The sequence below is a fragment of the Rhizobium sp. TH135 genome, assembly GCF_002855515.1.
Classification (GTDB): Bacteria; Pseudomonadota; Alphaproteobacteria; order Rhizobiales; family Rhizobiaceae; genus Allorhizobium.
In genome coordinates this window covers 111,193-137,574 of sequence record NZ_PKRP01000008.1, presented here as the reverse complement: position 1 = coordinate 137,574, position 26,382 = coordinate 111,193, and the positions used below count along the sequence as shown (strand labels likewise).

The following is a 26,382-nucleotide window of genomic DNA, read 5'->3' as shown; positions in this document are numbered from 1 at the left end:
TCGCGCCCCTCCCCGTCACTCTGCCGCGATCCGCGGCGGCAAGCCCGCATCATTGGCGATCTTGAGCGTCGCATCCTCCAGTTCCGTCTTCAGGCGCGCTTCCTCCTGAGCATGCGGCTTGGAGAAGCGGGCGAGCATCAGATAGGCGACCGGCGTGATGTAGAGCGTCACCAGCGTCGCAAAGCCCAGACCGCCGACGATCACCCAGCCGAGCGCGATGCGCGCTTCCGCACCCGCTCCTTGCGCCAGCACCAGCGGCACGCCGCCAAGCACGGTGGCAATCATCGTCATCATGACAGGACGCAGACGGATCGTGCAGGCCGTCTCGATCGCCTCGCGCACGGAGAGCCCCCGGTCGCGCAGCTGATTGGCGAATTCGACAATCAGGATGCCGTTCTTCGCCATGACCCCGACAAGCAGCACAAGGCCGATCTGACTGTAGACGTTGAGCGACGATCCCGTGACGACGAGTGCGAACACGGCACAGGCAAGCCCGAGCGGCACCGTCGCCATGATGATCAGCGAGGACACCACGCTTTCGAACTGCGCCGCGAGCACCAGGAAGATGATCGCAATCGCAAAGCCGAAGGTGAGCGCCATGCCATAGCTGTTCTGCTCCAGCGTCGCGGCCTCGGCGAGCGGAAGCAGACGCGAACCCGGCGGCAGAAGCGGCTGGGCAATCTCCGTCACCATCTCGACGGCGTCACCCAGGGCAACACCATCGCCAAGGCCGGCCGAGAAGGAGACCGAGGCAAGCTGCTGCTCGCGGTTCAACGTCGGCGAAACGGCGTTTTCCTCGAGAGACGCGATCGAAGACATCGGCACCACACGACCGTCCGAGGTCGTCAGGAAGATGTTCTCGAGATCTGTCGGATCGTTGATCGGCTGCGTGCTCGACACCAGACGCACCGGGATCGAGTTGCCGTCGACAAAGACGTCGGTGACCGAGCGGCCCTCGAGCAGCGCCTGCAACGACGTGCCGATCGCTCCGATATCGATACCGAGATCGGATGCCCGCTCACGGTCAATCGTGACAGAGATCTGGGCCTGGCTCGGCTCGTTGTCGAGGCGAGGTGTCTGGAACTCCGGCCGGTCCCTCAGCTGATCGACGATCTGCAGGGCTGCTGCCGTCAGGGTCTCGTGGTTGGAGCCGACGACCGCCATCTGCAGGCCACTGCCGGCCCCGCGAATGCGAAGGCTGTTCGACTGGAAGACGTTGCCGCGGAGCGCCGGCACCTGGGCGGCGGCAGCATTCACGTCCTGCACGATCTGGTCTTGTGTCCGCTCGCGTTCCGACCAGGGCGCCAGCGTCATCACCATGAAGGCGCTGTTGGACGAGCCCTGACCCGAGATCGAGAAGATGTTCTGGATCTCGCCGCTGTCGCGCAGTGGCTTGAGGTTCTCTTCCACCCGCTGCAGCTGATCACGCGTGTAGGACAGGCTGGACCCCTGCGGCGTCGAAAGCCGCATCATCACCATGGAGCGGTCTTCGCGCGGTGTGATTTCGCTCTGGATCGCCGTGAAGGCCACATAGGCCGCCCCGGAGAACACCAGGGCAAAAACGCCGACGATCAGCGGGTTACCGAGGCACGCCCGGAGCGAACGCGCATAAAAACTGGCAAAGCGATTGCCGAAGGCCCCCAATATGCCGTGATCTTCCTTGGCTTCCCGCGTCAGCATGCGCGATGCCATCATCGGGCACAATGTCAGCGCCGTGGCCGAGGAGAGCAGGACGGCGAAGGCGAGCACGAAACCGAACTCACGGAAAAGACCACCGAGCTGTCCCGGAAGGAAGGAGAGCGGTACAAAGACGGCAGCGAGTGTGGCCGTCGTCGCCAGCACGGCGAAGAACACCTCTTGCGTGCCGAGTACAGCAGCCGCCCGAGGCCCCATGCCCTCGGACCGCCGACGCACGATGTTTTCGAGAACCACGATCGCGTCATCGACGACGAGACCAGTCGCAAGCACGATCGCAAGCAGGGTTAGGATGTTGAGCGAGAAGCCGACGAGATAGATCGCAACCAGCGTCCCGATCAGAGCCACGGGCATGGTCAATGCCGGGATCAAGGTCGCCCGCCAATCGCGCAGGAAGAGATAAAGCACGACGAGAACGATCACGGCGGAGAGACCAAGCGCAATTTCTACTTCGTGCAGCGCGCCCTGGATGAAAACCGCGTCGTCGCTGGTGATGATCACCCGCGTACCCTCTGGCAGCGCGCTCGCCATAGCATCCACGGCGGCATGCACGCCCGCCGAGATGTTCAGCGTATTGGACTGCGCCTGGCGAATGATGCCAAGGCCGACACCCTGGACGCCGTTGGATCGAAGCGAGGTCGAGCCGTCATCGGGCCCGAGTGTCACGGTTGCCACGTCGCGCAACCGCACGCGATCACCGATCAGCACGTTCTCGAAATCATCGACGGTGGTGAGGCTGGCTGTCGCCCGAACGACAATGTCCTGCGTCTGCGATTCGAGCGAACCGGCGGGGACGTCGAGCGAGGAATTCTGCAACGCGGTCGCGAGGCTCGCCACACTCAGGCCGCGGCTCGCAAGCGCCGCCTGGTTGACGTCGATGCGGAAGACCTTTTCCTGGTCGCCATAGATCTGGACGTCGGCGACGCCTTCGACAGCCGCCAGTCGGTCAGAGATCTCGTTCTCCACCAACAGCGTCAGGTCTTCCATGGAGAGCGTCGTGGATGTCACGGCAAGCCGCATGATCGGCTGGGAATCGGCATCCGCCTTGACGATCCGTGGTTCATCCGTGTCGTCGGGCAACTGGTTGCGCACCCGGCCGAGCGCATCGCGGACGTCGTTTGCGGCAACGGCGAGATCGACATTGTCGCTGAATTCGAGTGTCGTCCGGCTTTCCCCGAACGACGAGCGCGACGACATGGATTTCAGACCGCTTACGCGGGCAACGGCGCCCTCGATGATCCGGGTGACTTCCTGGTCCATGGTTTGCGCGGAAGCACCGTCATAATCGGTGCTGACCGTGATCACCGGCTGGTCGACGTCGGGCAGTTCGCGGATTTCGATCCCTGCAAGGGCTGCAAGACCCGCGACGACAAGAAGGGTGTTGAGGACCGCCGCCAGAACCGGCCGGCGGACAAAGAGCGCAGTAAAGCTGCGCCCGGACTGTTCGGAACCGTTCTCTGTCGCGCTCATCGTACGGCAACCTCCTCGGAACCTGCCTTAGGCTGACCGGCAATCTCGACCGTTCCACCCTCACGCACGCGCTGCAGGCCTTCGACGGCAATCAGGTCACCTTCCTTAAGCTGCGCCTCGACCAGGATCTGATCGGAATTGCGCTGGACGATCCGCACGCGGGTCTTCACAGACTTGTTATCGACGATCTGCCAGACGAAGGAGCCTTCGCCGTCCCACTGGACGGCAAGCGGGTTGACCGCGGCATAGCTGTCACCCGGGAAGCGCATGCCGACGGCAAAGGACATGCCCGCGCGCAGAACGTCATCGGGATTGTCGATCTTCGCGCGGATCCGGATGGTGCGGCTTGCCTCGTCAACGCGGCTGTCGACCGCTTCCACGCTGCCCTGGAAGACCTGCCCCGGACGCGAGACGGAATTGGCCTCGACCGGCATGCCCGGGCGCACGGCCACAGCGAAACGCTCCGGTGCCCAGAAGTCGACCAGCAACTGGCTGCGATTGTCGAGGGACACGATAGCAGTGGAATTCGTCACATTGTCACCGACGCTGATGCCGACGATGCCGATGATGCCGTCGATCGGGGCCACGATGTCACGACGCTTCAGATTGAGTTCGGCGGTGGTCAGCTGCAACTGCGCCTGTTCCTCGGCAATCTGGGCGTCGAGTACGTCAAGACGCGAGAAGCTCTGCAGGTTTCGGTAGGACTCGGCCTTTTCCTTCGCGCTGCGCAGCGCAACGGCGGCCTGGTCGCGCAAGATCACCTGTTCCTCGCGGTCGAGGCGGGCGATCACGTCGCCCTTCGTCACCTTCTGACCCGAGGAAACAAGGATTTCCGCGATCGTACCGGAAGCCTGCGGCATGACGGTCACGGCTTCGATCGCCTCACCATCGCCGATCGCGCTCAGCCGATCGTTGACCACACCCATGGCGACCGGTTGAGTGGCGACGAGAATGGCCTGGTTGCCACCGCCACGACGATTGCCCTGAGCTTGGCCCTGTCCAGAGCCTTGCCCGCCGGACTGCGCCTGTTGCCCGCCCTGCCCCTGGCCGCGTTGACCCGCGGCCTCTCCTTCAGCGTCGGCACCCGAAATGAGTGCCACGGCGGATGCCGGAACGCCCATGGAAACCAGCGTCTGGCCAGCCCCCGGTGAGAGATAGACCCAGGAACAGAGGCCAACAAAAAGAAGGGCAATACTGATGGCGAGTTGCTTCCAAAGCGGCATGCAAGGCTCCAAATAAATCGAACTGGATGATGGTGGTTAAGTATCGGGCGCAAACCGGAACTGGCAATGCCTGAACGGCAAGCTTACTGATTTGTAATCTCGCAACTTTTCACGCCCGCGTGATCGCGTCGACCATCAAGGCGGTCATTCCCCCGTTTGCGGGATTGTAGCACGAGGAGAGACGGAAGACCTCGGAAATCCGTGAGTTGGCGGGCGCGAGGAATAAAACCAGAACGCCGTCACTGGCCTTTCCGACCCGAATCACTACATTGAGCCGCATGAGTAACGGTTTCGACGACATTCCCTTCTTCGATGAAGAGCCTGCGCCGCGCAAGCCGGCCGCTTCCCCTGCCCCAGTTCCGGCACCGGGGCCAGGCGTGCCCTCCGGCGGCGGCCTCGGCATCGCGGCCCGCGCCATGGCCGCCCGCGATCAGGCCCGCGCGCCCGATTATCTCTCCGGCCTCAACCCGGAACAGCGCGAGGCAGTCGAAACCGTCGATGGGCCCGTGCTCGTCCTCGCAGGTGCCGGCACGGGCAAGACCCGTGTCTTGACCACCCGTATCGCCCACATCCTTGCCACCAACCGCGCCTTCCCGAGCCAGATCCTTGCGGTGACCTTCACCAACAAGGCCGCGCGCGAGATGAAGGAGCGCATCGGCCATCTTGTCGGTGGTGCGGTCGAAGGCATGCCTTGGCTCGGCACCTTCCACTCGATCGGCGTCAAGCTCCTACGCCGCCACGCCGAGCTCGTCGGCCTGTCTTCCGATTTCACCATTCTCGATACCGATGATGTCGTGCGACTGATCAAGCAGATCATCCAGGCAGAGGGCCTCGACGACAAGCGCTGGCCGGCCAAGCAGTTCGCCCAGATGATCGACGGCTGGAAGAACAAGGGCCTCGACCCGGCACAGATCCCGGAAGGCGATGCGCGTGCCTTCGCCAACGGCAAGGGCCGCGAACTCTACACTGCCTATCAGAACCGCCTGAAGACACTGAACGCCTGCGACTTCGGCGACCTGCTGCTGCATCCGATCCGGATGTTCAAGGCCAATCCCGATGTGCTGAAGGAATACCACCAGCGCTTCAAATACGTGTTGGTCGACGAGTACCAGGACACCAACACCGCCCAGTACATGTGGCTCAGGCTGCTCGCCCAGCGCCCGCCCAGCGTGCCGCAGAATGTTTGCTGCGTTGGCGACGATGACCAGTCGATCTATGGCTGGCGCGGCGCGGAAGTCGACAACATCCTGCGCTTCGAAAAGGACTTTCCGGGCGCCAAGGTCATCAAGCTGGAGCGCAACTACCGTTCGACCGAACACATTCTGGGCGCCGCCGGCTTCCTGATCGCCCATAACGAAGGCCGCCTCGGCAAGACGCTGTTCACCGACCGCGTCGATCCGAATGATGACAAGGTGGTCGTGCATGCCGCCTGGGATTCGGAAGAAGAAGCCCGCGCCGTCGGCGAGGAAATCGAGCAGCTCCAGCGCAATCAGCATCCGCTGAACAACATGGCGATCCTGGTACGCGCCTCGTTCCAGATGCGCGAATTCGAAGACCGGTTCGTCACGCTCGGCCTCAACTACCGCGTCATCGGCGGCCCTCGCTTCTACGAACGCCTCGAAATCCGCGACGCCATGGCTTATTTCCGCCTGGTCTGCCAGCCGGCCGACGACCTGGCGTTCGAGCGCATCGTCAACACGCCGAAGCGCGGCCTGGGCGACACGACGATCCGCAATCTGCACGACTATGCGCGTGCCCGTGACATCCCGATGCTGGCCGCCGCGACTGACATCATCGAAACGGACGAGCTGAAGCCCAAGGCCCGCAAGGCGCTTTTCGACGTCGTCACCGATTTCCGTCGCTGGCAGTCTCTGCTCGAAAACACGCCCCATACCGAACTCGCCGAGCAGATCCTCGACGAAAGCGGCTACACGGCCATGTGGCAGAACGACAAGTCGGCCGAAGCGCCGGGACGTCTGGAAAACCTCAAGGAACTGATCCGCTCGATGGAAGCCTTCGAGAGCCTGCGCGGCTTTCTCGAACATGTCTCGCTGGTCATGGATGCCGAGACCAACGAGAACCTCGACGCCGTCTCCATCATGACGCTACATTCGGCCAAAGGCCTGGAGTTCGAAACCGTGTTTCTGCCCGGCTGGGAGGAAGGCCTGTTTCCCCACCAGCGCGCGCTGGATGAAGGTGGCCGCTCGGGCCTCGAAGAGGAACGCCGCCTGGCTTACGTCGGCATCACCCGTGCGAAGCGTCGCTGCCACATCTGGTTCGTCTCCAACCGCCGCATTCATGGGCTGTGGCAATCAACACTGCCCTCACGCTTCCTCGAAGAACTGCCGCCCGCCCATGTCGAGGTCGCCGAAGCCGAGACCTCCTATGGCGGTTATGGCCGCAACCCGTATGGCCAATCCCGCTTCGACAAGCAGGAGCCCTTCCAGAACAGCTACTCGACGCCCGGCTGGAAACGCGCCCAGGCGAACAAGACGGATGCGACGCGTGACAACTGGGGCAATCGTTCCGGCCATGCCGTCGAGCGGATCGGCTACGGCGAAAGCGGCCCGCGCGCAAAGACCATCGACGGCGAACTCGTCGCCAAATCGACGTCGACCGAACCCTCCCGCTTTTCCGTCGGCGACCGAGTGTTTCACATCAAGTTCGGCAACGGCAACATCTCGTCGATCGAGGGCAACAAGCTGACGATCGATTTCGACCGCGCCGGTCAGAAGCGCGTGCTGGACGGATTTGTCGAGAAGGCCTGAAGCCCCATGATCGCGGGTCTTCAGGCAGCGCACTAAGACGGCACGGTCACAAGTCTCAGGCGGCGTCGTGGACTTCTTCCGCCGAAAAAGCGAGCTGCCAGTGGCGGCGGCAGAGCGAGGTATACGTTTCGTTGCCGCCAATCAGCACCTGAGCGCCATCCCGCTGCGCCTTGCCGTCTTCGCCCATGCGCACGACCATGGTCGCCTTGCGGCCGCAATGGCAGATCGACCGTGCTTCCGTCAGTTCGTCGGCAATCGCCAACAGACCGCGGGACCCCGGGAAGAGCTCGCCGCGAAAATCCGTGCGCAGACCATAGGCCATGACCGGCAGATCGAGCACGTCGACAACACGCGACAACTGCCAGACCTGATCGGTGGTCAGGAACTGCGCCTCATCGACGAAGACGCAGGAGAGCGGTGACGTCTCATGATCTGCCTTGATGGCCGCGAAGAGATCCTCCTCCTGACCGAAGGCATCGGCTTCCGCCTTCAGACCGATCCGCGACCCGATGAAGCCCTTGCCCGCGCGATTGTCGAGCGCGCTGATCAGCATGGCGACGCGCATGCCGCGTTCCTGATAGTTATAGGCCGCCTGCAAAAGCAAAGTCGATTTGCCGGCATTCATGGTGGCGTAGATGAAATGAAGTTTGGCCAAGGCGTCGCTACTGTCGAAGGAGTGTCATTCGGTTGCCGCACTTGTAGGAATATCGGCAGGACGCGACAAGCAGGTGGCGGCCATTGCCAACAGCCTTTCCCGCCGCCTGCAAAAAATAAAGCGGCATGGTCAGGCCGAAGCGAGCTGCTCCGCCGACCTTGTGCCTTGGATCTCCCTCACCAGTTCCTTGATCACATCCATGACCGCCCGGATCCTCGGCACTTTGCGCAGGCGCTCGTGGGTCACGAGCCAGATCTCGGCAGCGGCCGGGACTGGCGGACGAAAACACAGAACGAGCTCAGGATCACCGGACGCGATGAAATCGGAATAGAAACCGATGCCGACACCATTTCGAACGCTGGTGAACACCGCTGGTACCGAATTGTGCCGGAGCAGCACCTCATTGTCCGGGAATGTCTCCTTGGCCCAATCGAAGATCGGTCGACCGCGGACATGGGTGTCGATGCCGATCAGGGCATGCCCGGCCAGCTCACCGACGCTTTTTGGGACGCCATGGCGAACAGCGTAGCTGCGCGAGCAATAGAGGCTCCAGTAGTCCTCGATCAGTCTGACGCCCACCAGCCCAGCCTGTGTTGGCGCAGCCGATGCTCGAAGGGCCACATCCGCCTCGCCTCCAGCCAGATCGCGCAGGATATTCGTCGTATCCACCTCAAGCCGGACACCCGGATGACGCTGCTTGAGGCGTGCGATCAGGCTCGGCAGCACATAGGTGCCGAGCACCTCGTTGGTGGTGAAGCGGACTGTTCCGGAAATCTCGCGCGACAGGCTTTCCACAGCGCCCTGAAATGCATCAACCGACTGACGCACCATTTCGGCCGGTGCGAGGAGACGCGATCCCGCTTCGGTCATGACATAACCCGTTCGGCGCTTGTCGAAGAGCTCTATTCCGAGCGCCTCCTCCAGCGCCACAATCCGACGCGAGACCGTGCTCTGGCTTACCCGGAGAAGCCTGGCCGCCGCCAGCGTCGTACCGGTCTCGGCGACGGCCAGCATGAAGCGCAGATCATCGAAGTTCATCGATCCGGTCACGTTATGCAAATCCGGTGAATGGGGCGGCAAAAACGGGGTTTGAAGCGGAAACGCCGACAAACTACACCGTTTTCATTGCCCGCGAAACGTGTCGACGGGCGTCAAACACGCATCAAATCAAATCTTCGAAGGAGTAAAGCCATGCGCGAAGCGCTTGTGCCGGCCGGCACCCGTATTCTCAATGCCTACAACAAGGAGACCTTCGTCTTCACCCATCCCTACGAGGATGGAGCGACAAGCCAGATGGACGTGATTCTCGGCAAAGGTGGTTCCGGAGGTGGCAATGCCATTGCGCACATCCACCCTGAAACGGATGAAATCTTCACTGTCAACCGCGGCCGGGTCATGGTGATGATCAATGGTCGGGAGCATTTCGCGACGGAAGGTCAATCGATCACTGTGCCCAGGGGCGCCAGCCACTTCTTCCGCAACGCTTCTTTTGGCGAAACCCACCTCACGGTGACATTCGTCAACGCCCAGCAGCATCTGCGCTTCTTCCTCAATCTGGCGCGCTGGACGGCCGAGTATCCGGACTACTTCAAGCCGGATGGTTCGGTGAAGCTGTTACCGATCGCGCTCGGCCTGAACGCCTTCCGCGATCACCTATACATTTCGGGACCGCCAGTGGCTGTGCAGAAGCTGCTCTTCGCCGCACTGGCGCCGATCGCCCGCATGATGGGCTACCGCTTAGCAGTGTCGCCGCGTCCTGATGCAGATCGGCAGACGATCGAAAATGAGGGTAGCCTGATAGCGGGGCTTTGAGGCTCAGCCCTGGGCTGCTTCCTCACGATGCAGCCACATCAGCTCGATCTGGACGGCTGCCTGGAAGTCCATGATCTCGGCGCGCATCTCGTCTTCCGGGCAGCCCAGCGCCAGAAGTTCGTTGCCGAGACCACGGCAGGTCGTCTTCCAGAATTCGGTCGCGGCATAGCCATTGAGGCGATCGAGTTCGATCGCGGAGCGGCGCACCAGGTCCCTACGGTTCGCTAGCGGAAAGAAGGCGATAGTCGGGTTGGTCGTGCCGTTCATGGCTTGGCTACTCATGCGAAACATCCTCACGTTACGGCATGTGTTTAGAATCACATGGTTAACGTTCCGTTTCGCAACAAGCCGGGACACGCCAAAGTGTACCGAAAGTGAACCCGCCCGAGACATTAGGGCGGGTTCAAAAGGCTTCAAAAAGGTCAGTCAGGCAGTGTGTAGGCGATGACATAGTCGCCTGGTGTGGTGCCGACCGAGCCATGCCCACCGGCCACCATGACGATGTACTGCTTGCCGTTGTCCAGCGCATAGGTCATTGGCGTTGCCTGGCCACCCGCCGGCAGACGGCTTTCCCAGAGCTGATCGCCTGTGGTCAGGTCGTAGGCACGCAGGTAGTTGTCGACCGCGGCACCAAGGAAGACGACGCCACCCTTGGTGATCATGGGACCACCGATGCCGGGCACACCGACCTTGAAGGGCAGCGGCAGCGGCGTCATGTCATAGACCGTGCCATTGCGCTTCTGATAGGCGATCTCGCCAGACCGCAAGTCGACGCCGGCAATCGTGCCCCATGGCGGCGCCTGGCAGGGAATGCCGAGCGGCGACAGGAACGGCCCCATGACGACACCGTAAGGTGCACCCTCGTTGCGGTTCAATCCCTGCTCAGAACCTGTTGCACCTTCTTCCTTCGGCGGAATGTCGGAACGCGGAACCAGCTTCGATGTGAAGGCGAGATAGGTCGGCATGCCGAACATTACCTGTCGTTCCGGATCGACTGCGACCGAGCCCCAGTTGAACGTGCCGAAATTGCCGGGATAGACGAGCGTCCCTTCAAGCGATGGCGGCGTGTACTGCCCTTCGTATTTCAGCTGGTGGAACTGGATACGGCACATCATCTGGTCGACGATGGTCAACCCCCACATATTGCTTTCGGTCATTGTCGGCGGCCGGAAGGTCAGATCCGAAATCGGCTGCGTCGGCGCGGTGAAGTCTTCGGGGATCGCACCGCCGGGTGCCGGCAGTTCGCGAACCGCAACGATCGGCTCGCCACTGCGCCGGTCCAGCACGTAGATGTCGCCCTGCTTCGTCGGCCCGATCAGTGCCGGCACGACTGTGCCGTCTTCACGGTTGAGGTCCATCAGCACTGGCTGCGCGGGCACATCCATGTCCCAAAGGTCATGATGCACGGTCTGCCGCACCCAGCGATCCTGTCCCGTGTTCACGTCGAGCGCGACGATCGAAGAGGAGTATTTCTCCACACTCTCGCTGCGCCCCATACCGAGCTGGTCGGGCACCTGGTTGCCGAGCGGGATGTAGACGAGGCCAAGCGCTTCATCGACAGAGAAGATCGACCAGCTGTTCGGAGAATTCGGCGTGTAGGTCTCGTCGGGGCCGATCGGAGCAGTTTCCGTCGGGTTACCGCTGTCCCAGTTCCAGACCAGTTCGCCGGTGTTGACATCGAAGGCACGGATCACGCCGGACGGCGACTGCGTCGAGTAATTATCGTTGACGGCACCGCCAATGATGATCTTGCCAGCAGCAATGACCGGCGGCGAGGTCGAGTAGTAATAGCCGGCCGGATTGTAGGGCATGTTCTGCTCGAGACGCAGCGTACCGGCATTGGCGAAATTCTCGCAGATGGCGCCCGTTCCGGCATCAAGCGCGATCAGACGCGCGTCCGAGGTCGGCAGGTAGACGCGTTCAGCACAAACAGTGCCTTCAACGGCTGTCGGATCGCGGTAGTAGGTGACACCGCGGCAGGTCTGGTGCTGGCGGTCGGGTTCGAGGCCGGCATTCGGATCGAACTTCCACTTCTCCTCACCCGTCGCTGCATCGACCGCAATCGCCCAGTTGTGCGGCGTGCAGAGATAGAGCGTGTCGTCGACCTTCAGCGGCGTGACCTGATAGGTTGTCTCGCCGACGTCCTGCGGCAGCTTCACGTCGCCGGTCTGATAGGTCCAGGCGATCTTGAGATCCTTGACATTGTCCGTGTTGATCTGGGTGAGCGGCGAATAGCGCTGGCCGTAGTTCGTGCGGCCATACTGGTGCCAGTCCCCATCCGGAACATTGCCCCCGAGCGCGGGAGCGGCTGCGACCTGTTCGGTTGGAAGCGCACCTTCGTGCCCGTAGGTCTCGACGAACAGCGAAATGCCGGCGACCACCACCGCGATCAGGACCGGCACGGCAACCGGCAACACGGGTGCCGCCACGCGGTCGCGGCGATGCGCCGGGCCGAGACGCTTGCGGATCGCAGGCAGCATCAGCCAAAGACCAAGCACAACAATGAGACCACCACGCGGTCCGAGCTGCCACCAGTCAAGACCGACTTCCATGACCGCCCAGACAAGGCTCACGAGGATGAACACGCCGTAAACCCACAGCGCCTCGGCACGCTTGAGGTAAAGCAGGATAGCGGTGGCCAGGAAGGCAAGCCCGGCCAGAAGGAAATAGGGACTGCCACCCAGGGTCAGGAGCTGAATGCCCCCTGCCCCGAGGACAAGCCCCAGGATCCCGAAGACGACGGCGGTAACGATGAGAAACATGCCGGTTCCATTCGATTTTTGAAAATTGCGGAGCTGACCGCAGGTGCGGCCGGTCGAACAACGACTTCAGTCGGAACGATGGAACCAATCGATTGTTCCATCTTTCGGAACCCGCTGAAATCGCGAATGTCGCCCTTGATCCTGAGCGCCGTCATTGCCATCTTGCGCCGCACAAGAAATGGAGCCCGATCATGACCAAGGCCCTGCTGCTCATCGACATCCAGAACGGCTTCTGCCCCGGTGGTAATCTGCCGGTTGCGGAAGGCGATGCGGTCGTCCCCGTCGCAAACCGCCTGATGGCAAGCGGCGCCTATGATCTGGTCGTCGCATCGCAGGATTGGCATCCCGCCGATCACGGCAGCTTCGCCTCCCAACATGCCGGCAAGAAGCCTTTCGACATGGGAGAGCTCTCCGGCCAGCCGCAAGTCATGTGGCCCGATCACTGCGTGCAGGGGACGGTGGATGCGGACTTCCACCCAGATCTCGAAACCACCCGCATCGACTTCATCCAGCGCAAGGGTGAGAACCCTGATGTCGACAGCTATTCGGCCTTCCGCGACAACGACAAGGCGGCACTCACGGGTCTTGGCGACTGGCTGAAGGCCAATGGCGTAACCGAGCTCGACGTGGTGGGTCTCGCCACGGACTACTGCGTTAAATTCTCCGCTCTCGACGCGGTCGACATGCTGCCGGGTGTGAAGGTCCGGCTGATCGCCGACGGCTGCCGCGGGATCGATCCGAAAGGCGTCGAGGAGGCCCTCGAAGCCATGCGCCTCGCAGGCGTCGAGATCACCGACAGTGATCGAATCGGTTTCTGAGGAAGTTTCTGCAAAGGATTCGTGCGATTGCCTTTTTTGGCGGCAAGCGCTAGAGCCGAGCCAGTGAGAAGACAGGGAGGACGCCGGTCATGGAAATCGTCACCACGATCGCCGCTTTGCGACAGAAGCTCGCGCCCCACCGCCGTGCCGGCCAGACCATCGGCTTCGTGCCGACCATGGGTTACCTGCATCAGGGCCACTTGAGCCTCGTGGGCCGCGCCAAGTCTGAAAACGACGTCACCGTCGTCTCGATCTTCGTCAACCCGCTGCAGTTCGGCAAGAACGAGGATCTCGAAAAATATCCCCGCGATCTCGCCCGCGATAGCGCCATGCTGGAAGACGCAGGCGTGGATTATCTCTTCGCCCCCGGCGTCGAGGATATGTATCCGGAACCAATGCAGACGGTCGTCGACCTGCCGAAGCTCGGTTCCGAACTCGAGGGCGAGGCACGTCCCGGCCATTTTGCCGGCGTAGCAACCGTCGTCACCAAGCTCTTCAACATCGTCCAGCCGGAAGCCGCCTATTTCGGCGAGAAAGACTATCAGCAGGTCACGATCATTCAGAAGATGGTCGAGGATCTCGCCCAGCCGGTCCGCGTCGTGCCTGTCGCGACAGTACGAGAGGCCGATGGCCTCGCCTGCTCTTCGCGCAATGTCTATCTGTCGCCCGCCGAGCGCGCGGCAGCGGTCATCGTGCCGAAGGCGCTCGCCGAAGCCGAACGCCTGCTGCTGACCGGATTGCGCGACGTGGCGACGCTGGAAAGCAAGCTGATCGAGTTCATCCGCACAGAACCGCTCGCCGAGCCGGAGGTCGTCGCGATCCGCGATCCCCGCACGCTGGAGCGCATCGAGACGGTGAATGCCACCGCGCTCGTGCTGCTTTATGTCCGCTTCGGCAAGACCAAACTTCTCGACAACCGCATCATCGGCCAAGCGGCCGCCACCGGCATGGAGGCCGCCTGACATGAGCACACCACCCCGCCAGAAGCGCTTCACACCTGCCGACATCACGGCCCTCAAGGGCGTGAGGCCGATCGTCTCGCTAACCGCCTATACGACGCCGGTGGCACGCATCCTCGACAGGCACTGTGATCTACTGCTGGTCGGCGACAGTCTCGGCATGGTGCTCTACGGCATGGAGACCACGGTTGGCGTCACCATGGACATGATGGTCGCCCACGGCCAGGCAACCATGCGGGGCACGTCGCGCGCCTGCGTGATCGTCGACCTGCCCTTCGGCTCCTATCAGGAAAGCAAGGAACAGGCCTTCCGCAACGCCGTGCGTCTGATGAAGGAAACCGGCTGCGACGGCGTGAAGCTCGAAGGCGGCGCTGAAATGGCGGAGACGGTTGAATTCCTCGTCAGCCGCGGCGTCCCGGTCTTCGGGCATATCGGCCTGATGCCGCAGCAGGTAAACACCTCGGGCGGTTATCGCTCCAAGGGCCACAGCGAAGCCGAGCAGGACAAGATCCGCCGCGATGCCAAGGCCATTGACGAGGCCGGCGCCTTCGCCATGGTCATCGAAGGCACGGTCGAGCCACTGGCCCGCGAGATCACCACTACGGTGAAAGCGGCGACGATCGGGATAGGCGCCTCGCCCGCCTGTGACGGCCAGATCCTCGTCTCCGACGACATGCTCGGCCTGTTCAACGAGTTCAAGCCGCGCTTCGTCAAGCACTACAGCGAGCTGGCAGAGGTCATCGACAAGGCCGCCAGCGACTACGCCGCTGAGGTCAAGGAGCGCATCTTCCCCGGTCAGGAACACACGTTCCAGATCCGCCCGAAGAAATAGTCACGTCTCCGGCAGGCGCTCCATTTCGTAAAGAGCATCGTTGATCTGGTCGACCTGCCGGGCAAGGAGCGCCTGCGCATCGCGCAGTCCCTTGTTGTAGTAAAACGGGCCGATCAGTGCGGCGACAAGGTCAACGAGAGCCTCGGCCTCGAACCGTCCGAGTTCCACCTCGGCTTCGTCCGACAGATGGCGCTGAACCTTGAGGAGCAGGCGCTCCTTCTCTTCACGGCTGATCAGATCCTTGTCCATCCTGCCTGCTCAAGCTCCATCATGCTCCGTTGCGACTTTTCGACAAGACGACGGCAACCGTCCAATGGCAATGGGCAATCATCAACGACGATGGTCGTTCCATCAGCGGAATTGGTTTGTCCACCGGACAAACAGGCTTTAGCCAGCAGAGAAACGCGAGAATTGCCGAGATGTCCCGATCCGAATTCACCCAAGGTGCACTGAAGGCACTTCCCGTCATCATTTCTGCGGGTCCCTTTGCGATCCTGTTCGGAGCCGTAGCCGTCGCCAATGGCCAGACGGTCGGCGAAGCAGCCCTCATGAGCGCGACGGTCTATGCCGGCGCCAGCCAGTTGGTGGGCATCGAACTGTTCGGCCAGGACGTACCCATGTGGGTCGTTATCCTGTCGATGCTCGCCGTAAACTTCCGCCATGTCCTCTATTCGGCTGCGCTCACCCCCTTCATCGACCACTACACGTTCCCGCAAAAGATGCTGAGCTTCTTCCTGCTCACCGATCCGCAGTTTGCAGAAGCCGTCGCCCGCGGCGAGAGCGGTCGCGAGGTGAGCTTCCCCTGGTATCTCGGCTTCGGCGCGATGATCTACGTGCCATGGGTCGCCATGAGTGGTGTCGGTGGGGCGCTCGGCAGCGTCATCGGCAATCCCGCTGACTGGGGCATCGACGTCCTGCTGCCGATCTATTTCCTCGGCCTCGTCCTCGGATTCCGCAAGCGCGGCAATTTCCTGATGATCGTTGCCATCAGTGCCGTGGTTTCGGTGATCGCCCAGCACCTGATCGGCGCGCCCTGGCACATCAGCGTCGGCGCCCTCGCAGGCATTCTTCTGGCGGCTGTTCTCCCGCTGCCTGCCGCCCGTGAGGAGACAGCACCATGACCACTCTTCTCACGCCCTACATGACGCTTCTGATCGCGGCCGCGGCCGCCGCGACCTTCCTCACCCGCATCGCCGGATACGTTCTGGTAAAGCGGCTGAAATCCATGCCGCCACGCCTGGAGGCGGCCCTCAATGCCGTTCCTGCAGCCGTGCTGACCGCCCTCGTCGCACCCGCATTCTTCTATGGCGAGATCGACGTGAAGGTCGCGATGGCTGCGGCCCTTCTGATCGGCTTGCGCTTCGGCGCTATTCCCATGCTGATCGGCGGCTGGGCCACCGTCATGCTGATGCGCCAGTTGATCGGCTGATCCTCAGCGCGCAAACGGCGCCGTTGCCCGCTCCAGCCACTCGCGGGTCGCTGCATCGGAGATCAGCGGCGACAACTCCTCGCGCGTCTTGGCGTGATAGGCATCGAGCCACTGCAGCTCGTCGCGCGTCAGCAGGTCCTCGACGATGAGATTGCGATCGATCGGCACGAAGGTCAGCGTCTCGAAGCCGAGCATCGGCTGGTCGCCACCCTCTATTGCCTCAGCCTCGCGCACATAGATCAGGTTCTCGATGCGGATACCGAAGCTTCCCGGACGGTAATAGCCAGGCTCGTTGGAGAGGATCATGCCGGGCAGCAACTCCTGCGTCGACAGCCGGGCGATCCGCTGCGGCCCCTCATGCACGGAGAGATAGGAGCCAACGCCATGGCCTGTGCCATGGGCGAAGTCGGCACCGGCTTTCCAGAGCGCAATGCGCGCCAGGGGATCGAGATCGCAGCCACGCGTGCCCTTCGGGAAACGCGCCGTGCTGATCGCAATCATGCCCTTCAGTGCCAGCGTGAAGAAGCGCTTCTGCTCGTCCGGCACCTCGCCGACGGCGAGTGTGCGGGTGATGTCGGTGGTGCCGTTTACATATTGCGCGCCCGAATCGATCAGGAACATCTCGGCCGACCGAATCTGTCGGTCGCTTTCCGTCGTCACGCGGTAATGCATGATCGCGGCATTCTCGCCGGCACCGGAGATCGTGTCGAAAGAGATATCCTTGAGTGGGTTCTGCATGCGCTCGCCGACCGAGGCGCGCACGGCTTCCAGCTTCTGCGCTGCTGCAATTTCCGTCAGGCTGCCATGCGGCTGCTCGTCGAACCAGTGGAGGAATTCCGCCATGGCCACACCATCCTGCAGATGGGCGGCAGCCGAGCCATTGAGCTCGACCATGTTCTTCACGGCGCGACCGAGCTTTGCCGGATCATTGCCCTCGACCACCTCGCCACCGCTGTCGCGAATCATGCGGGAGAGTGCGTATGGCGCGAGATCCGGATCGACAAGGATGCGGGCACCGTCACGGGCCACGCGCTCCAGTCGCTCGGACAGGACTGCCGGATCAACCTGCTCGCAGAGGTCGCGCAGATAGCTCTCGACCTCAAGATTGGTCTTTGCGCTGTCGAGGAAGAGTTCGGCCGAGCCGTCTGCCTTGATGATCGCCCGCGACAACGGATGCGGCGTGTGCGGCACGTCACTGCCGCGCAGATTGAAGATCCAGGCGACCGACGAGGGATCGGTGATCAGAACAGCCGCCAGATTCCTTTCGGTCAGATCGGCGCTGATCATCTTTAGCTTGTCGGCAGCCGATGCACCCGCCTGATTGAGGGCCTGGATCATCACGGCGCCCTTCGGCTCGGCCGGGCGATCCGTCCAGAGGCAGTCAACAGGGTTGAAGGGAAGGAAGACCAGACTGCCACCCTTGTCGGCAAGCGCCTTTTCCAGACGACGCACTTCGGCACCGGTATGCATCCAGGGATCGATGCCGAGGCGGAAACCCTTCGGCGCCCGGTTCTCGATCCACTTGTGCGGCGGTTCGCCGACGAGATCGCCAGGCGTGAAGACGGCGGGATCCACTTGCTGCGCGAGCTGTGTGACATAGCGCCCATCGACAAAGACGACGGCCAGCGTTTCGGTCACCATCAGCATACCGGCCGACCCGGTAAATCCGGTGGCCCAGGCCAGGCGTTCGGCCGATTCCGGAACATACTCTCCCAAATACTCATCCGAGCGCGGAACGAGCACACCGTCGATCCCGAGTTCGCCGAACAAGCCGCGGATCGCTGCGATGCGGGACTTGCCGTGAAGCGGCGTGGACTTGACCTCGAAGGACTGAAACATGGAGCTTGCTCGCGGTGAGTGACGGATTCTGTCAGCGCTTATAGCAAGGCCACCCGGCCCTCACCACCACCGGCGCATCGTTTCGCAGCAGATGCCGCCCCTCTAAAACAGATATGCCGCAATTTCAGGCAGAGCTCATGTTGCTATGCAGCAAGCGCAGATCTCCCGTGCTCCAAGCCATCTGACTGAAACGAGTCGATAGGACTATATCAGGGTCATCGAGGACGACAGGACAAGCGTCCAGAACCAAGAAGGAACCGAGAGATGGCCAAGTCTTTCCTGCGCACCGCCCTGAACAATCTTGTCGAGGCACGCCAGCGTCGTGCCGATCTCTATGCAACCGGCGCACTGCTGTCGCTTGACGACGCTTCGCTGGCAGCCATGGGCCTGACCCGCGACGAACTGCGTCGTCGTCCGCATCAGCGCTCGATCATCTGATCGACACCGGTCGGGAACGACCGTCTAATCCAGCATCCGCTTGAGCGCTCCTCCCACGCTCGCGGACTTCGGCGCGGCATGATGCCGATGCCAAAAAGGCGGCTCCTTGCGGGGCCGCCTTTTTTCAGTGTCGCACAGGCTGACGTTACGTCTCAGCCCTTCCCTTGCGTGAAGTGAATGGTCACCCAGCCGTTGCGCCAGATCGTCTTCGCATGGGACAGCCCTTCGGCGCTATAGGCGGCGATAACCTTCCAGCGCTGCTCGGCCAGAATGCCGGAGAGAACCACGGATCCGTTCGGAGCCAGATGGGTAACAAGTTGCGGCGCCATCTTGATCAGCGGCCGCGCCAGGATATTGGCGATGACGAGATCGAAGGGCCCGTATTCGCGAAATGCCGTGGAGTGGAAACCAGGTGCCGTGCGGAAATCAATGCCGTCGACGATCTGGTTGCGCCGGGCATTGTCTTTGGCGACGCGCACAGCGATCGGGTCGATATCCGTCGCCAGAACCGGCACCGGAAGCAGCTTGCGCACCGCGATTGCCAGCACACCGCTGCCTGTACCGAGGTCGAGCGCATTGCGCACCTTTCGCGAACGCACCACCTTCTCGATGACTTCAAGGCAACCCGCCGTCGTTCCGTGATGACCGGTGCCGAAGGCCTGGCCAGCGTCGATCTCGATCGCGACGTCATGCACCTGAACCTTGTCGCGGTCATGGGACCCATGCACGAGGAAGCGTCCGGCACGGACCGGCTTTAGGCCTTCGAGGGATTTGGCGATCCAGTCGATATCGGGAATGACCTCACGCTCGATCGCCGCATCCGGAAACTCTTCGGCGAGCAGGTCCTCGAAGCGAGGCGTGACCTCGTCTTCCTGGTCGGCCATCAAATAGATGGATGCCTCCCAGATATCCGCCTTCTCGTCGACCTCGGTGGTGGCGATCGCAAAATCCTCTTCGCCGAAGGCAAAGCTCATCAGATCGAGGATCCGATTGACGTTCTTTTCGGTGCTGGTCACATAAAGGCGGATTTCGGCCACGATCGGTCTTCCTCGAAGGTCTGGGCAGTCAGGCGTTGCGGTACAACGCAAACGGCGCCATGGCAACCTCCGGCGAAGGTCTCGACCTCAGCCCTTCATCAGGTTTTCAAGCTTCTTGATCGCCGTGTCTGGGTTCTCGCCATAGGCAATCGTCCCCTTGAAGCGGCCTTCTGCATCGAGCAGGAAGACGGACGCTGTGTGATCCATGGTGTAGTCGCCATCGGGCTTGGCTTCGTCGAGCGGCACCTTCTTCGCGTAAACGCGGAAGCCCTTCACGACGTCGGCGATCTTTGCCGGCTCGCCAGCGATACCCTTCACGCGGTCGGTCACGTTGGAGATGTAACGCCCGAGGATCTCCGGGGTATCCCGCTCTGGATCCACCGTCACGAAATAGGCCTGCAGCCCCTTTGCCTCGGGGTCAACCGTCTTCAGCCAGCCGTCGAGCTCGAAGAGTGTCGTCGGGCAGACCTCCGGGCAATGGGTAAAGCCGAAGAAGAGCGCAGTCGGCTTACCCCGGAAGGCCTGCTCGGTAATCGGCTGGCCGTTCTGGTCGACAAGCTGAAATGGCACGCCGAATGGCGCTTCCGCAATCGTCTGCTCCGACTGCGTCACCTGATATGTCAGCCAGCCAAGAACGCCCGCCATGACGACCACTGCCGCCCACAAGATGACCCTGACTGTTTTCATGCTGGCAATCCCTTGCATCCAAATTCATTGCCAAGCCGGATAAACCTACCGACTGGGGAACGCAATTCAACTCGGTGTGGAAGGAGCAATGAGCGCCGATTTGTCACGGTCCGCGGCAAGCGCTGCACTCAGAAGCAATAGGCCAGACCGCTTTCGATGAGCGTGAGGAAGATCTCACCACCGAAGCGCATCCAGCCGAGAAAGACGGCCAGAGTGAACACTGCCCCTGCGAGAAACAGGGCCGTGTATGGCAACCACTTTTGTGAGCGCGCGAGATCCGACATGACCGCATCTTACCGCAGTTTGTTCAGGATGAAACGGGAGAATCGCAGCGCAGCCACGACGACTTGACGGATATCAAGGAAGAGAATCATGATTTGCTGACAGATTGTCGCAAGGACCAGGCGTCTTGGGAGGGACCAATGGAACAGCAGGCACTCGATCGCGGCTCACTGCCGAAACTGCAGATCAATCCACTGAGCATGCAGGACGTGCGTGCCGCCTTTGCAGACGGCTGGCGCGACTTCCGCACCTACCCGGCCTTCGGCCTGTTCTTCGGCGCAATCTACGCTGTGGGCGGCATCTTCATCGCGGTCATGCTGACCTATTATCACTTGCCTTGGATGATCATTCCCGTCGCCATCGGTTTTCCCTTGATCGGCCCCTTCATCGCCGTCGGCCTTTACGAGATCAGCCGCCGGAACCAGCGCGGCGAAGCCGTCGGTTGGAAGGCAATCCTGGCCGAGGTCTTCCGCCAGCGCGAACGACAGCTCTCCTGGATGGCCTTCGTCGTGCTGTTCATCTTCTGGATCTGGATCTACCAGATCCGGCTGCTGATGGCGCTCTTCCTGGGCTTTCGCATACCGGCAACCCTCGATGCCTTCGCCAATGTCGTGCTGACGACACCGCAAGGGCTCCTCTTCCTCGCCATCGGGACAGTCGTCGGTGCGGTGCTCGCCATGATCCTCTTCACCGCCACCGTCATCTCCATGCCGCTGCTCCTCGATCACGACGTCGATTTCGTCACCGCGATGCTGACCAGCATGCGCACAGTGATCGAAAACCCGGCCCCCATGCTGGCATTTGGACTGGTCGTGGCAGCGCTCGCGATTGCCGCGCTGATTCCCCTATTTCTCGGCCTACTTGTGGTTTTGGCCGTCGCCGGGCACGCCACTTGGCACCTATATCGTCGGGCAATTACAGCCTCTTGACGAAAGACAAGCACAGATTGCGGTGCAAATCGCCGCAGTTAGTTTTAGATTAACTAATATTAGAGATTCTGCGTGAGCGTTCTGGCCAACGAGGCCAAGCGGACATGACTGTCCACCGGGATTACTCCTCCCCGGATTGCGCATGACACGTCACCGGCGTGCAGGGGCCGTCGGGATCGAGGCTGGGGAGTTACATGTTCAATCTCATCACGGGTAGAGACCTGTCGGTCAAACAGCGTCTCATGACGCTTGGGGCCGCAGCAGTGATCGGCATAGGCTCGATGCTCGCCATCGGCTGGTACCAGAATGCGCGGATATCGACCGCGATCCAGGACTCCATCGAAATCAAGAATGACGTCGAACGCATTAACGAGATGCGGCTCGCCAATGCCAATATGGTGCTGGCCGCCATGGACACGATCATCGATCGCGGCGAAGGCAAGATCCAGGAGGAGCGTGTCGAAATCATCGGCGCGGCTGTAGCGCTGTTGACCGATGGCATACCCGTTCTCAAGCTGGTTGCGGACGAGGCCGGTGTTCCGGGAGAGGTCAGCACCTACGAGGCGGACCTGAAGATCGTCGTCAACGCCATCCAGGTCGACCTGAAGCGGATGGTCGAGACGGGAGCTCCGGAAGAAGATTATGCCGCAATTGACGATGCGATCGACGGCGCCGGCGAGCGACTTGCGGGCGTGCTCAACAATCTCTCGGCCCTTGGTGGCAACCTCGTCGAAGACTACGTCAATGAGGCGACCAACCGAAGCGACCAGGCGCTGACCTTCCAGCTCGGTCTGGGCAGCCTTGCCTTCATTACCGTCATCCTTCTCCAGCTCGTGCACGGCAACTCGATCGCCAACGGCATCCACCTCGTCCGCAACAGCATGAAGCGAATCACCGAGGGCGATTACGATTCGCAGGTCGAGGGCACCGATCGGCGCGATGAAATAGGGGGCATGGCCCACTCAGCCGAGCTCTTCCGCAAGGCCGCGATTGAAAAGCGCGAACTTGAAGAGAGCAGCAAAATCCAGCGCGAACAGAATGAAACGGAGCGCGAAACCCGCACGGCAACCATGGAGGCTGACACGCGCGCCTTGAAACTGGCCGTCGATGCGCTCGGTGAAGGGCTCACACGCCTGTCCAAGGGAGATCTCTGCGCCGCCATCACCGGCCCCTTCCCTGCTGATCTTGAGCGGCTCCGGACCGACTTCAACGAGGTTGCGACCAACCTCAAGCGGGTCATGACCGAGATCGCCACCAACAGCAGCTCGATCTATGCCAACAGCCAGCAGATGCGCAGCGCCGCAGACGACCTGGCACGCCGCACCGAACAGCAGGCTGCGTCTCTCGAAGAGACCTCGGCCGCTCTTTCCGAGATTACCGAAACCGTGAAGACCGCCACCGACCGTGCTGAAGAAGCGAGCCATATGGTCGACAATGCCAAGGTCTATGCCGAGAAGTCGGGCGCCGTGGTCAACGACGCAATGTCAGCCATGAACCGGATAGAAGACGCGACCGACGAAATCGGCAAGATCATCAACGTGATCGACGAGATCGCCTTCCAGACCAACCTTCTCGCGCTCAATGCCGGTGTGGAAGCAGCGCGCGCCGGTGAAGCCGGCAAGGGCTTCGCAGTCGTGGCACAGGAAGTGCGCGCGCTTGCCGGACGGGCTGCTGACGCGGCACGCGATATCAAGACCCTGGTCACCCGATCCAACGACGAAGTGCGCTCTGGCGTCGAACTGGTCACGGCGACCGGACAGGCGCTGCACCGCATCGGCGAAGATGTTTTACGAATTAACGAGCACGTTAAGGCAATCGTTACCAGCGCGAGAGAACAATCAGTCGGACTGAGTGAGATCAATTCGGCCGTCGGACAGATGGACCAGGTCACGCAACAGAACGCCGCCATGGTGGAGCAGACCAATGCGGCAAGCCATACGCTGGCAAGCGACGCGGAAAATCTTTCGCGGCTTGTCGGACAGTTCAAGGTGAACTTGAACGAGACTGCTCATGATCAACATCAGGAGCCGGCCCGGGCCGCCTCCCCTCAGAAACCGTCTCCCGCACGGGCTCTGATGAACAGGGTTGCGGGATCGTTCAACCGTACTGCTTCGGCAACAGCTCCTGCTGCCGCGGCGCAGGAACACTGGGAAGAGTTCTGAACATGAGTAATGCCATCAAACAGTCGGGCGCCTATCTGGAAATCGTATCCTTCCACCTCGGCGACCAGGAATTCTGCATCGACATCATGGCCATCCGCGAAATCCGCGGTTGGGCACCGGTGACCCCGATGCCGCATACCCCGCCTTACGTTCTGGGTCTGATAAACCTGCGTGGCGCCGTTATACCGGTTATCGACATGGCCTGCCGCCTCGGCATGAAGATGACGGAACCGTCGGAGCGCGCCGCCATCATCGTCACCGACATCGCCGGCAAGCTGGTTGGCCTTCTGGTCGAACAGGTCTCCGACATGATGACGATCAAGAGCGAAGACCTCCAGCCGGCACCGGAAATCATTCCGGAAGCACAGCGCGCCTTCTGCCGTGGCATCGTCGCGCTCGAAAAGTCGATGGTCTGCTTCCTCAACCTCGACACCGTGATTGCCGACGAACTGGCCCAAGCCGCCTAAGCCTACATACCTTCCCAGGAAAATGCTCCGCAGCTGCGGGGCATTTTTTCTTTCGTTGACTACCGAACGCGATCGGCTTCACCGATGGCGTGCTTTTTCGTTGTATAAAGCTAAGACGAATATTGGTTATAAATTATAAATAATTTTAGCGCCTGCTGGAACCCTAGTCATGGTCCTGCGTTCTTCTGTCAGCTTCCCACGAAGCAGAAAATTCTGAAAAGAAACCAAGGAGAAAGACCATGAATTCTGCAGTAAAGCTTGCGCTCGCCGGTGCCATGTCCATCGCCTCCGTTTCGGGCGTTGCCCTTGCCCAGACAACTGCCCCGATGGTCGATTCCACGACCACCACGAATTCCACAACGATGGCGACTGAAGGCGTGAGCATCATCCGTCTCGACAGCCTCGACAACGACCAGGGTCGCCAGGAGCACACCCGCCTTGAGCAGATGGCAAACGACCAGGCTGCTATGACAGAAGCCCAGGCTGAAGTCGCCGCTGACCCGGCTATCATGGCCGCTCTCCAGGCCGATAGCATTGAAACCATGAACGTGATCGACGTCGAGACCGCTGCCAACGGCGGCAAGATCGTCTACGTCAAGTAAGCTCTCTCGCGAGACGTCTGAGAACGCCCTGGATCCGAAAGGTTCCAGGGCGTCTTTGTTTGGAGTGGAGAACAGGTTCCGCTCCGGCCGGCTGCGAAATGGGGGTGACGCGACACCGGCCTGGCATGAATGGAGGAGCTAACGCGCTTCGAAAAGTGATCGGCGTCACACGAATGAGTAGCGACGCCGATCCACCCTAAACTGGTCCGTTACTGCGGTTTGCCCGCCGTCCACACGACATTCTGATTGAACAACGGCACGGTCGAGATCGCCATTTTGGCAGACCCCTCCACGACCTGGCGCGAATGCGCCAGATAGATCAGCGTGTCGTTTTCCTTGTCGTAGATTCTGTTCACGACCAGCGACTTCCAGATGATCGAGAGACCTTCGCGGAAGACTTCCTCGCCCTCTTCCGAAAGCTCGATGTCGCCGATCTCGATCGGCCCGGTCTGCCTGCAGGCGATCGAATTGTTGGAAGGGTCTTCGAACCAGTTCCCCTTCGATAGACGATCGATGATCGAGCGGTCGAAATAGGTGACATGGCATGTGACGCCCTTGACGGCGGGATCTGTCATCGCCTCGATGACGATATCGTTGCCGACCCAGTCCACCCCGACCTTGCCGACAACCTCGGCCGCGACAGGAACAGCGGCCACGACTGTCAGCGTGGCGGCGGCGAGGACGTGCTTGAAGGACATATTCTTCACTCCTTTGTGAACTGTCCCCCAAACATAAGGTGCCGCATCAGGCTTGCAAGGAGGCGACGCGGCGCGGCTTCCGCGCAAACGAGCAGGGTTCATAGCCGCGCCGGTTGAGACGCCCGACATTCAGTCCGAGCTTCAAAGCCAGATCGAAGCAATCCAGAGCCTCCGCTTCCACCGCCATGGCAAGGCAGGCCTCGGCGCAGATCCGCGCATCTTCCGCCGCATTGTGATGCGCAAAAGTCAGCCCCAGATGTGCCGCGAGAACGTTTAGGCGGTGCGAACCCAAATCCGGCCAGTGACGCTGGGCGAGCTTGACGCTGCACAAATAGGAAAGCTCGGGATATTCCAGCCCGACAAGGTCAAGGCAGGCCCGCAGCACGGAAAAATCGAACGAAGCATTATGCGCGATCATCCGCGCGCCTTCGAATTCACCCGCAAATTCGGCCATGACATCCGCGAAGTCGGGCGCATGCGCCGTATGTTCGGGACGAATGCCGTGAATGGCGATATTGAAGGGAGAATAGCGGTTGTCCGGCGGCCGGATCAGGCGCTCCTCGATCCGGACCACGCGCCCATTCTCGATGAAGGCAAGACCGATCGAGCAGGCACTGGCCCGTGCTTCGGTCGCGGTTTCGAAGTCGATGGCAATCGTCTTGCCGGAGAAATCGGAGATAGACATGGCAATTCCTTAGGCGTCGGGCGGGATTCGGGCAAGGCATCGGCTTGCACCCGCCTTCACCATAAGACGCCTTTTCCACGCCTCCCCCTCGACTTTCCGGGTCTGTGCGAGTAGGAACAGCGCCAACATACCC

General features: G+C 61.4%; 25 protein-coding genes. 12 read left to right on the top strand and 13 right to left on the bottom strand.

What is annotated here, in order from left to right:
- Nucleotides 1-15: 15 nt before the first annotated feature.
- On the bottom strand, nt 16-3,165 hold the full coding sequence (locus tag C0V73_RS21725) for an efflux RND transporter permease subunit (protein WP_102022110.1): 3,150 nt from the start codon (nt 3,163-3,165) through the stop codon (nt 16-18).
- Entirely contained in the window at nt 3,162-4,388 is a 1,227-nt protein-coding gene (locus tag C0V73_RS21720) for an efflux RND transporter periplasmic adaptor subunit (RefSeq protein ID WP_102022109.1), read from the bottom strand. Before C0V73_RS21720 ends, C0V73_RS21725 begins: the two co-directional genes overlap by 4 nt.
- Nucleotides 4,389-4,666: 278 nt before the next feature.
- On the opposite strand from C0V73_RS21720, the gene C0V73_RS21715 reads away from it, so the two are divergent.
- Nucleotides 4,667-7,156: a UvrD-helicase domain-containing protein gene (locus C0V73_RS21715; protein WP_102022108.1), complete on the top strand. Its 2,490-nt coding sequence runs from the start codon at nt 4,667-4,669 to the stop codon at nt 7,154-7,156.
- 55 nt (nt 7,157-7,211) lie between these two features.
- Here C0V73_RS21715 and C0V73_RS21710 read toward each other — a convergent pair whose 3' ends face one another.
- Complete coding sequence (locus C0V73_RS21710; RefSeq protein WP_102022107.1) at nt 7,212-7,811, bottom strand: thymidine kinase; 600 nt, start codon at nt 7,809-7,811, stop codon at nt 7,212-7,214.
- A gap of 129 nt (nt 7,812-7,940) precedes the next feature.
- Nucleotides 7,941-8,861, bottom strand: coding sequence for a LysR family transcriptional regulator (locus C0V73_RS21705; protein ID WP_143708365.1), 921 nt, complete (start codon nt 8,859-8,861; stop codon nt 7,941-7,943).
- Between the two features lie 141 nt (nt 8,862-9,002).
- On the opposite strand from C0V73_RS21705, the gene C0V73_RS21700 reads away from it, so the two are divergent.
- Nucleotides 9,003-9,623, top strand: a complete 621-nt coding sequence (locus tag C0V73_RS21700; RefSeq protein WP_172450264.1) for a cupin domain-containing protein — start codon at nt 9,003-9,005, stop codon at nt 9,621-9,623.
- A gap of 3 nt (nt 9,624-9,626) precedes the next feature.
- Here the strand turns inward: C0V73_RS21700 and C0V73_RS21695 are convergent, their stop codons facing one another.
- Nucleotides 9,627-9,905 (bottom strand): DUF6074 family protein, encoded by a 279-nt coding sequence (locus C0V73_RS21695; protein ID WP_102022104.1) that lies wholly within the window; start codon nt 9,903-9,905, stop codon nt 9,627-9,629.
- Between the two features lie 140 nt (nt 9,906-10,045).
- Nucleotides 10,046-12,385 (bottom strand): glucose/quinate/shikimate family membrane-bound PQQ-dependent dehydrogenase, encoded by a 2,340-nt coding sequence (locus C0V73_RS21690; RefSeq protein WP_102022103.1) that lies wholly within the window; start codon nt 12,383-12,385, stop codon nt 10,046-10,048.
- A gap of 191 nt (nt 12,386-12,576) precedes the next feature.
- Between C0V73_RS21690 and pncA the strand changes: the two genes are divergently transcribed.
- The 3 genes from pncA (at nt 12,577) to panB (ending at nt 14,994) form a co-directional block, all read left to right on the top strand.
- Nucleotides 12,577-13,203: a bifunctional nicotinamidase/pyrazinamidase gene (gene pncA / locus C0V73_RS21685; RefSeq protein ID WP_102022144.1), complete on the top strand. Its 627-nt coding sequence runs from the start codon at nt 12,577-12,579 to the stop codon at nt 13,201-13,203.
- A gap of 89 nt (nt 13,204-13,292) precedes the next feature.
- Nucleotides 13,293-14,165: a pantoate--beta-alanine ligase gene (panC, locus tag C0V73_RS21680; RefSeq protein ID WP_102022102.1), complete on the top strand. Its 873-nt coding sequence runs from the start codon at nt 13,293-13,295 to the stop codon at nt 14,163-14,165.
- Between the two features lies 1 nt (nt 14,166).
- Nucleotides 14,167-14,994, top strand: a complete 828-nt coding sequence (panB, locus tag C0V73_RS21675) for a 3-methyl-2-oxobutanoate hydroxymethyltransferase (RefSeq protein ID WP_102022101.1) — start codon at nt 14,167-14,169, stop codon at nt 14,992-14,994.
- Here panB and C0V73_RS21670 read toward each other — a convergent pair whose 3' ends face one another.
- On the bottom strand, nt 14,995-15,243 hold the full coding sequence (locus C0V73_RS21670) for a DUF2164 domain-containing protein (RefSeq protein ID WP_102022100.1): 249 nt from the start codon (nt 15,241-15,243) through the stop codon (nt 14,995-14,997).
- A 170-nt stretch (nt 15,244-15,413) separates the two neighbouring features.
- Between C0V73_RS21670 and C0V73_RS21665 the strand changes: the two genes are divergently transcribed.
- The gene (locus C0V73_RS21665) at nt 15,414-16,115 is read left to right on the top strand and encodes an AzlC family ABC transporter permease (protein ID WP_102022099.1); all 702 of its coding nucleotides are present in this window, start codon (nt 15,414-15,416) and stop codon (nt 16,113-16,115) included.
- Nucleotides 16,112-16,423, top strand: coding sequence for an AzlD family protein (locus tag C0V73_RS21660; protein ID WP_102022098.1), 312 nt, complete (start codon nt 16,112-16,114; stop codon nt 16,421-16,423). The genes C0V73_RS21665 and C0V73_RS21660 overlap by 4 nt, the downstream gene beginning before the upstream one ends.
- 3 nt (nt 16,424-16,426) lie before the next feature.
- Here the strand turns inward: C0V73_RS21660 and C0V73_RS21655 are convergent, their stop codons facing one another.
- Nucleotides 16,427-18,262 (bottom strand): aminopeptidase P family protein, encoded by a 1,836-nt coding sequence (locus tag C0V73_RS21655; RefSeq protein WP_102022097.1) that lies wholly within the window; start codon nt 18,260-18,262, stop codon nt 16,427-16,429.
- 264 nt (nt 18,263-18,526) lie between these two features.
- Here C0V73_RS21655 and C0V73_RS23160 point away from each other — a divergent pair, with 264 nt between their 5' ends.
- Nucleotides 18,527-18,700: a hypothetical protein gene (locus tag C0V73_RS23160; protein WP_168801322.1), complete on the top strand. Its 174-nt coding sequence runs from the start codon at nt 18,527-18,529 to the stop codon at nt 18,698-18,700.
- 152 nt (nt 18,701-18,852) lie between these two features.
- On the opposite strand, the gene C0V73_RS21650 is transcribed toward C0V73_RS23160, so the two are convergent.
- The 3 genes from C0V73_RS21650 to C0V73_RS23155 form a co-directional block, all read right to left on the bottom strand.
- Nucleotides 18,853-19,737, bottom strand: coding sequence for a 50S ribosomal protein L11 methyltransferase (locus C0V73_RS21650; protein ID WP_102022096.1), 885 nt, complete (start codon nt 19,735-19,737; stop codon nt 18,853-18,855).
- A gap of 87 nt (nt 19,738-19,824) precedes the next feature.
- On the bottom strand, nt 19,825-20,424 hold the full coding sequence (locus C0V73_RS21645) for an SCO family protein (protein ID WP_102022095.1): 600 nt from the start codon (nt 20,422-20,424) through the stop codon (nt 19,825-19,827).
- Nucleotides 20,425-20,552: 128 nt separating this feature from the next.
- Nucleotides 20,553-20,708: a hypothetical protein gene (locus tag C0V73_RS23155; RefSeq protein ID WP_172450263.1), complete on the bottom strand. Its 156-nt coding sequence runs from the start codon at nt 20,706-20,708 to the stop codon at nt 20,553-20,555.
- A gap of 138 nt (nt 20,709-20,846) precedes the next feature.
- Here C0V73_RS23155 and C0V73_RS21640 point away from each other — a divergent pair, with 138 nt between their 5' ends.
- The 4 genes from C0V73_RS21640 (at nt 20,847) to C0V73_RS21625 (ending at nt 24,866) form a co-directional block, all read left to right on the top strand.
- The gene (locus C0V73_RS21640; RefSeq protein ID WP_102022094.1) at nt 20,847-21,635 is read left to right on the top strand and encodes a DUF2189 domain-containing protein; all 789 of its coding nucleotides are present in this window, start codon (nt 20,847-20,849) and stop codon (nt 21,633-21,635) included.
- A 194-nt stretch (nt 21,636-21,829) separates the two neighbouring features.
- A complete protein-coding gene (locus C0V73_RS21635) occupies nt 21,830-23,797 on the top strand; it encodes a methyl-accepting chemotaxis protein (RefSeq protein WP_102022093.1) in 1,968 nt (655 codons plus the stop codon).
- A 2-nt stretch (nt 23,798-23,799) separates the two neighbouring features.
- Nucleotides 23,800-24,264, top strand: a complete 465-nt coding sequence (locus C0V73_RS21630; protein ID WP_006725961.1) for a chemotaxis protein CheW — start codon at nt 23,800-23,802, stop codon at nt 24,262-24,264.
- A gap of 239 nt (nt 24,265-24,503) precedes the next feature.
- Nucleotides 24,504-24,866: a hypothetical protein gene (locus C0V73_RS21625; RefSeq protein WP_102022092.1), complete on the top strand. Its 363-nt coding sequence runs from the start codon at nt 24,504-24,506 to the stop codon at nt 24,864-24,866.
- A 209-nt stretch (nt 24,867-25,075) separates the two neighbouring features.
- On the opposite strand, the gene C0V73_RS21620 is transcribed toward C0V73_RS21625, so the two are convergent.
- Nucleotides 25,076-25,564: a CreA family protein gene (locus C0V73_RS21620; protein WP_102022091.1), complete on the bottom strand. Its 489-nt coding sequence runs from the start codon at nt 25,562-25,564 to the stop codon at nt 25,076-25,078.
- A gap of 46 nt (nt 25,565-25,610) precedes the next feature.
- Complete coding sequence (locus C0V73_RS21615; RefSeq protein ID WP_102022090.1) at nt 25,611-26,249, bottom strand: 3'-5' exonuclease; 639 nt, start codon at nt 26,247-26,249, stop codon at nt 25,611-25,613.
- Nucleotides 26,250-26,382 lie beyond the last annotated feature (133 nt).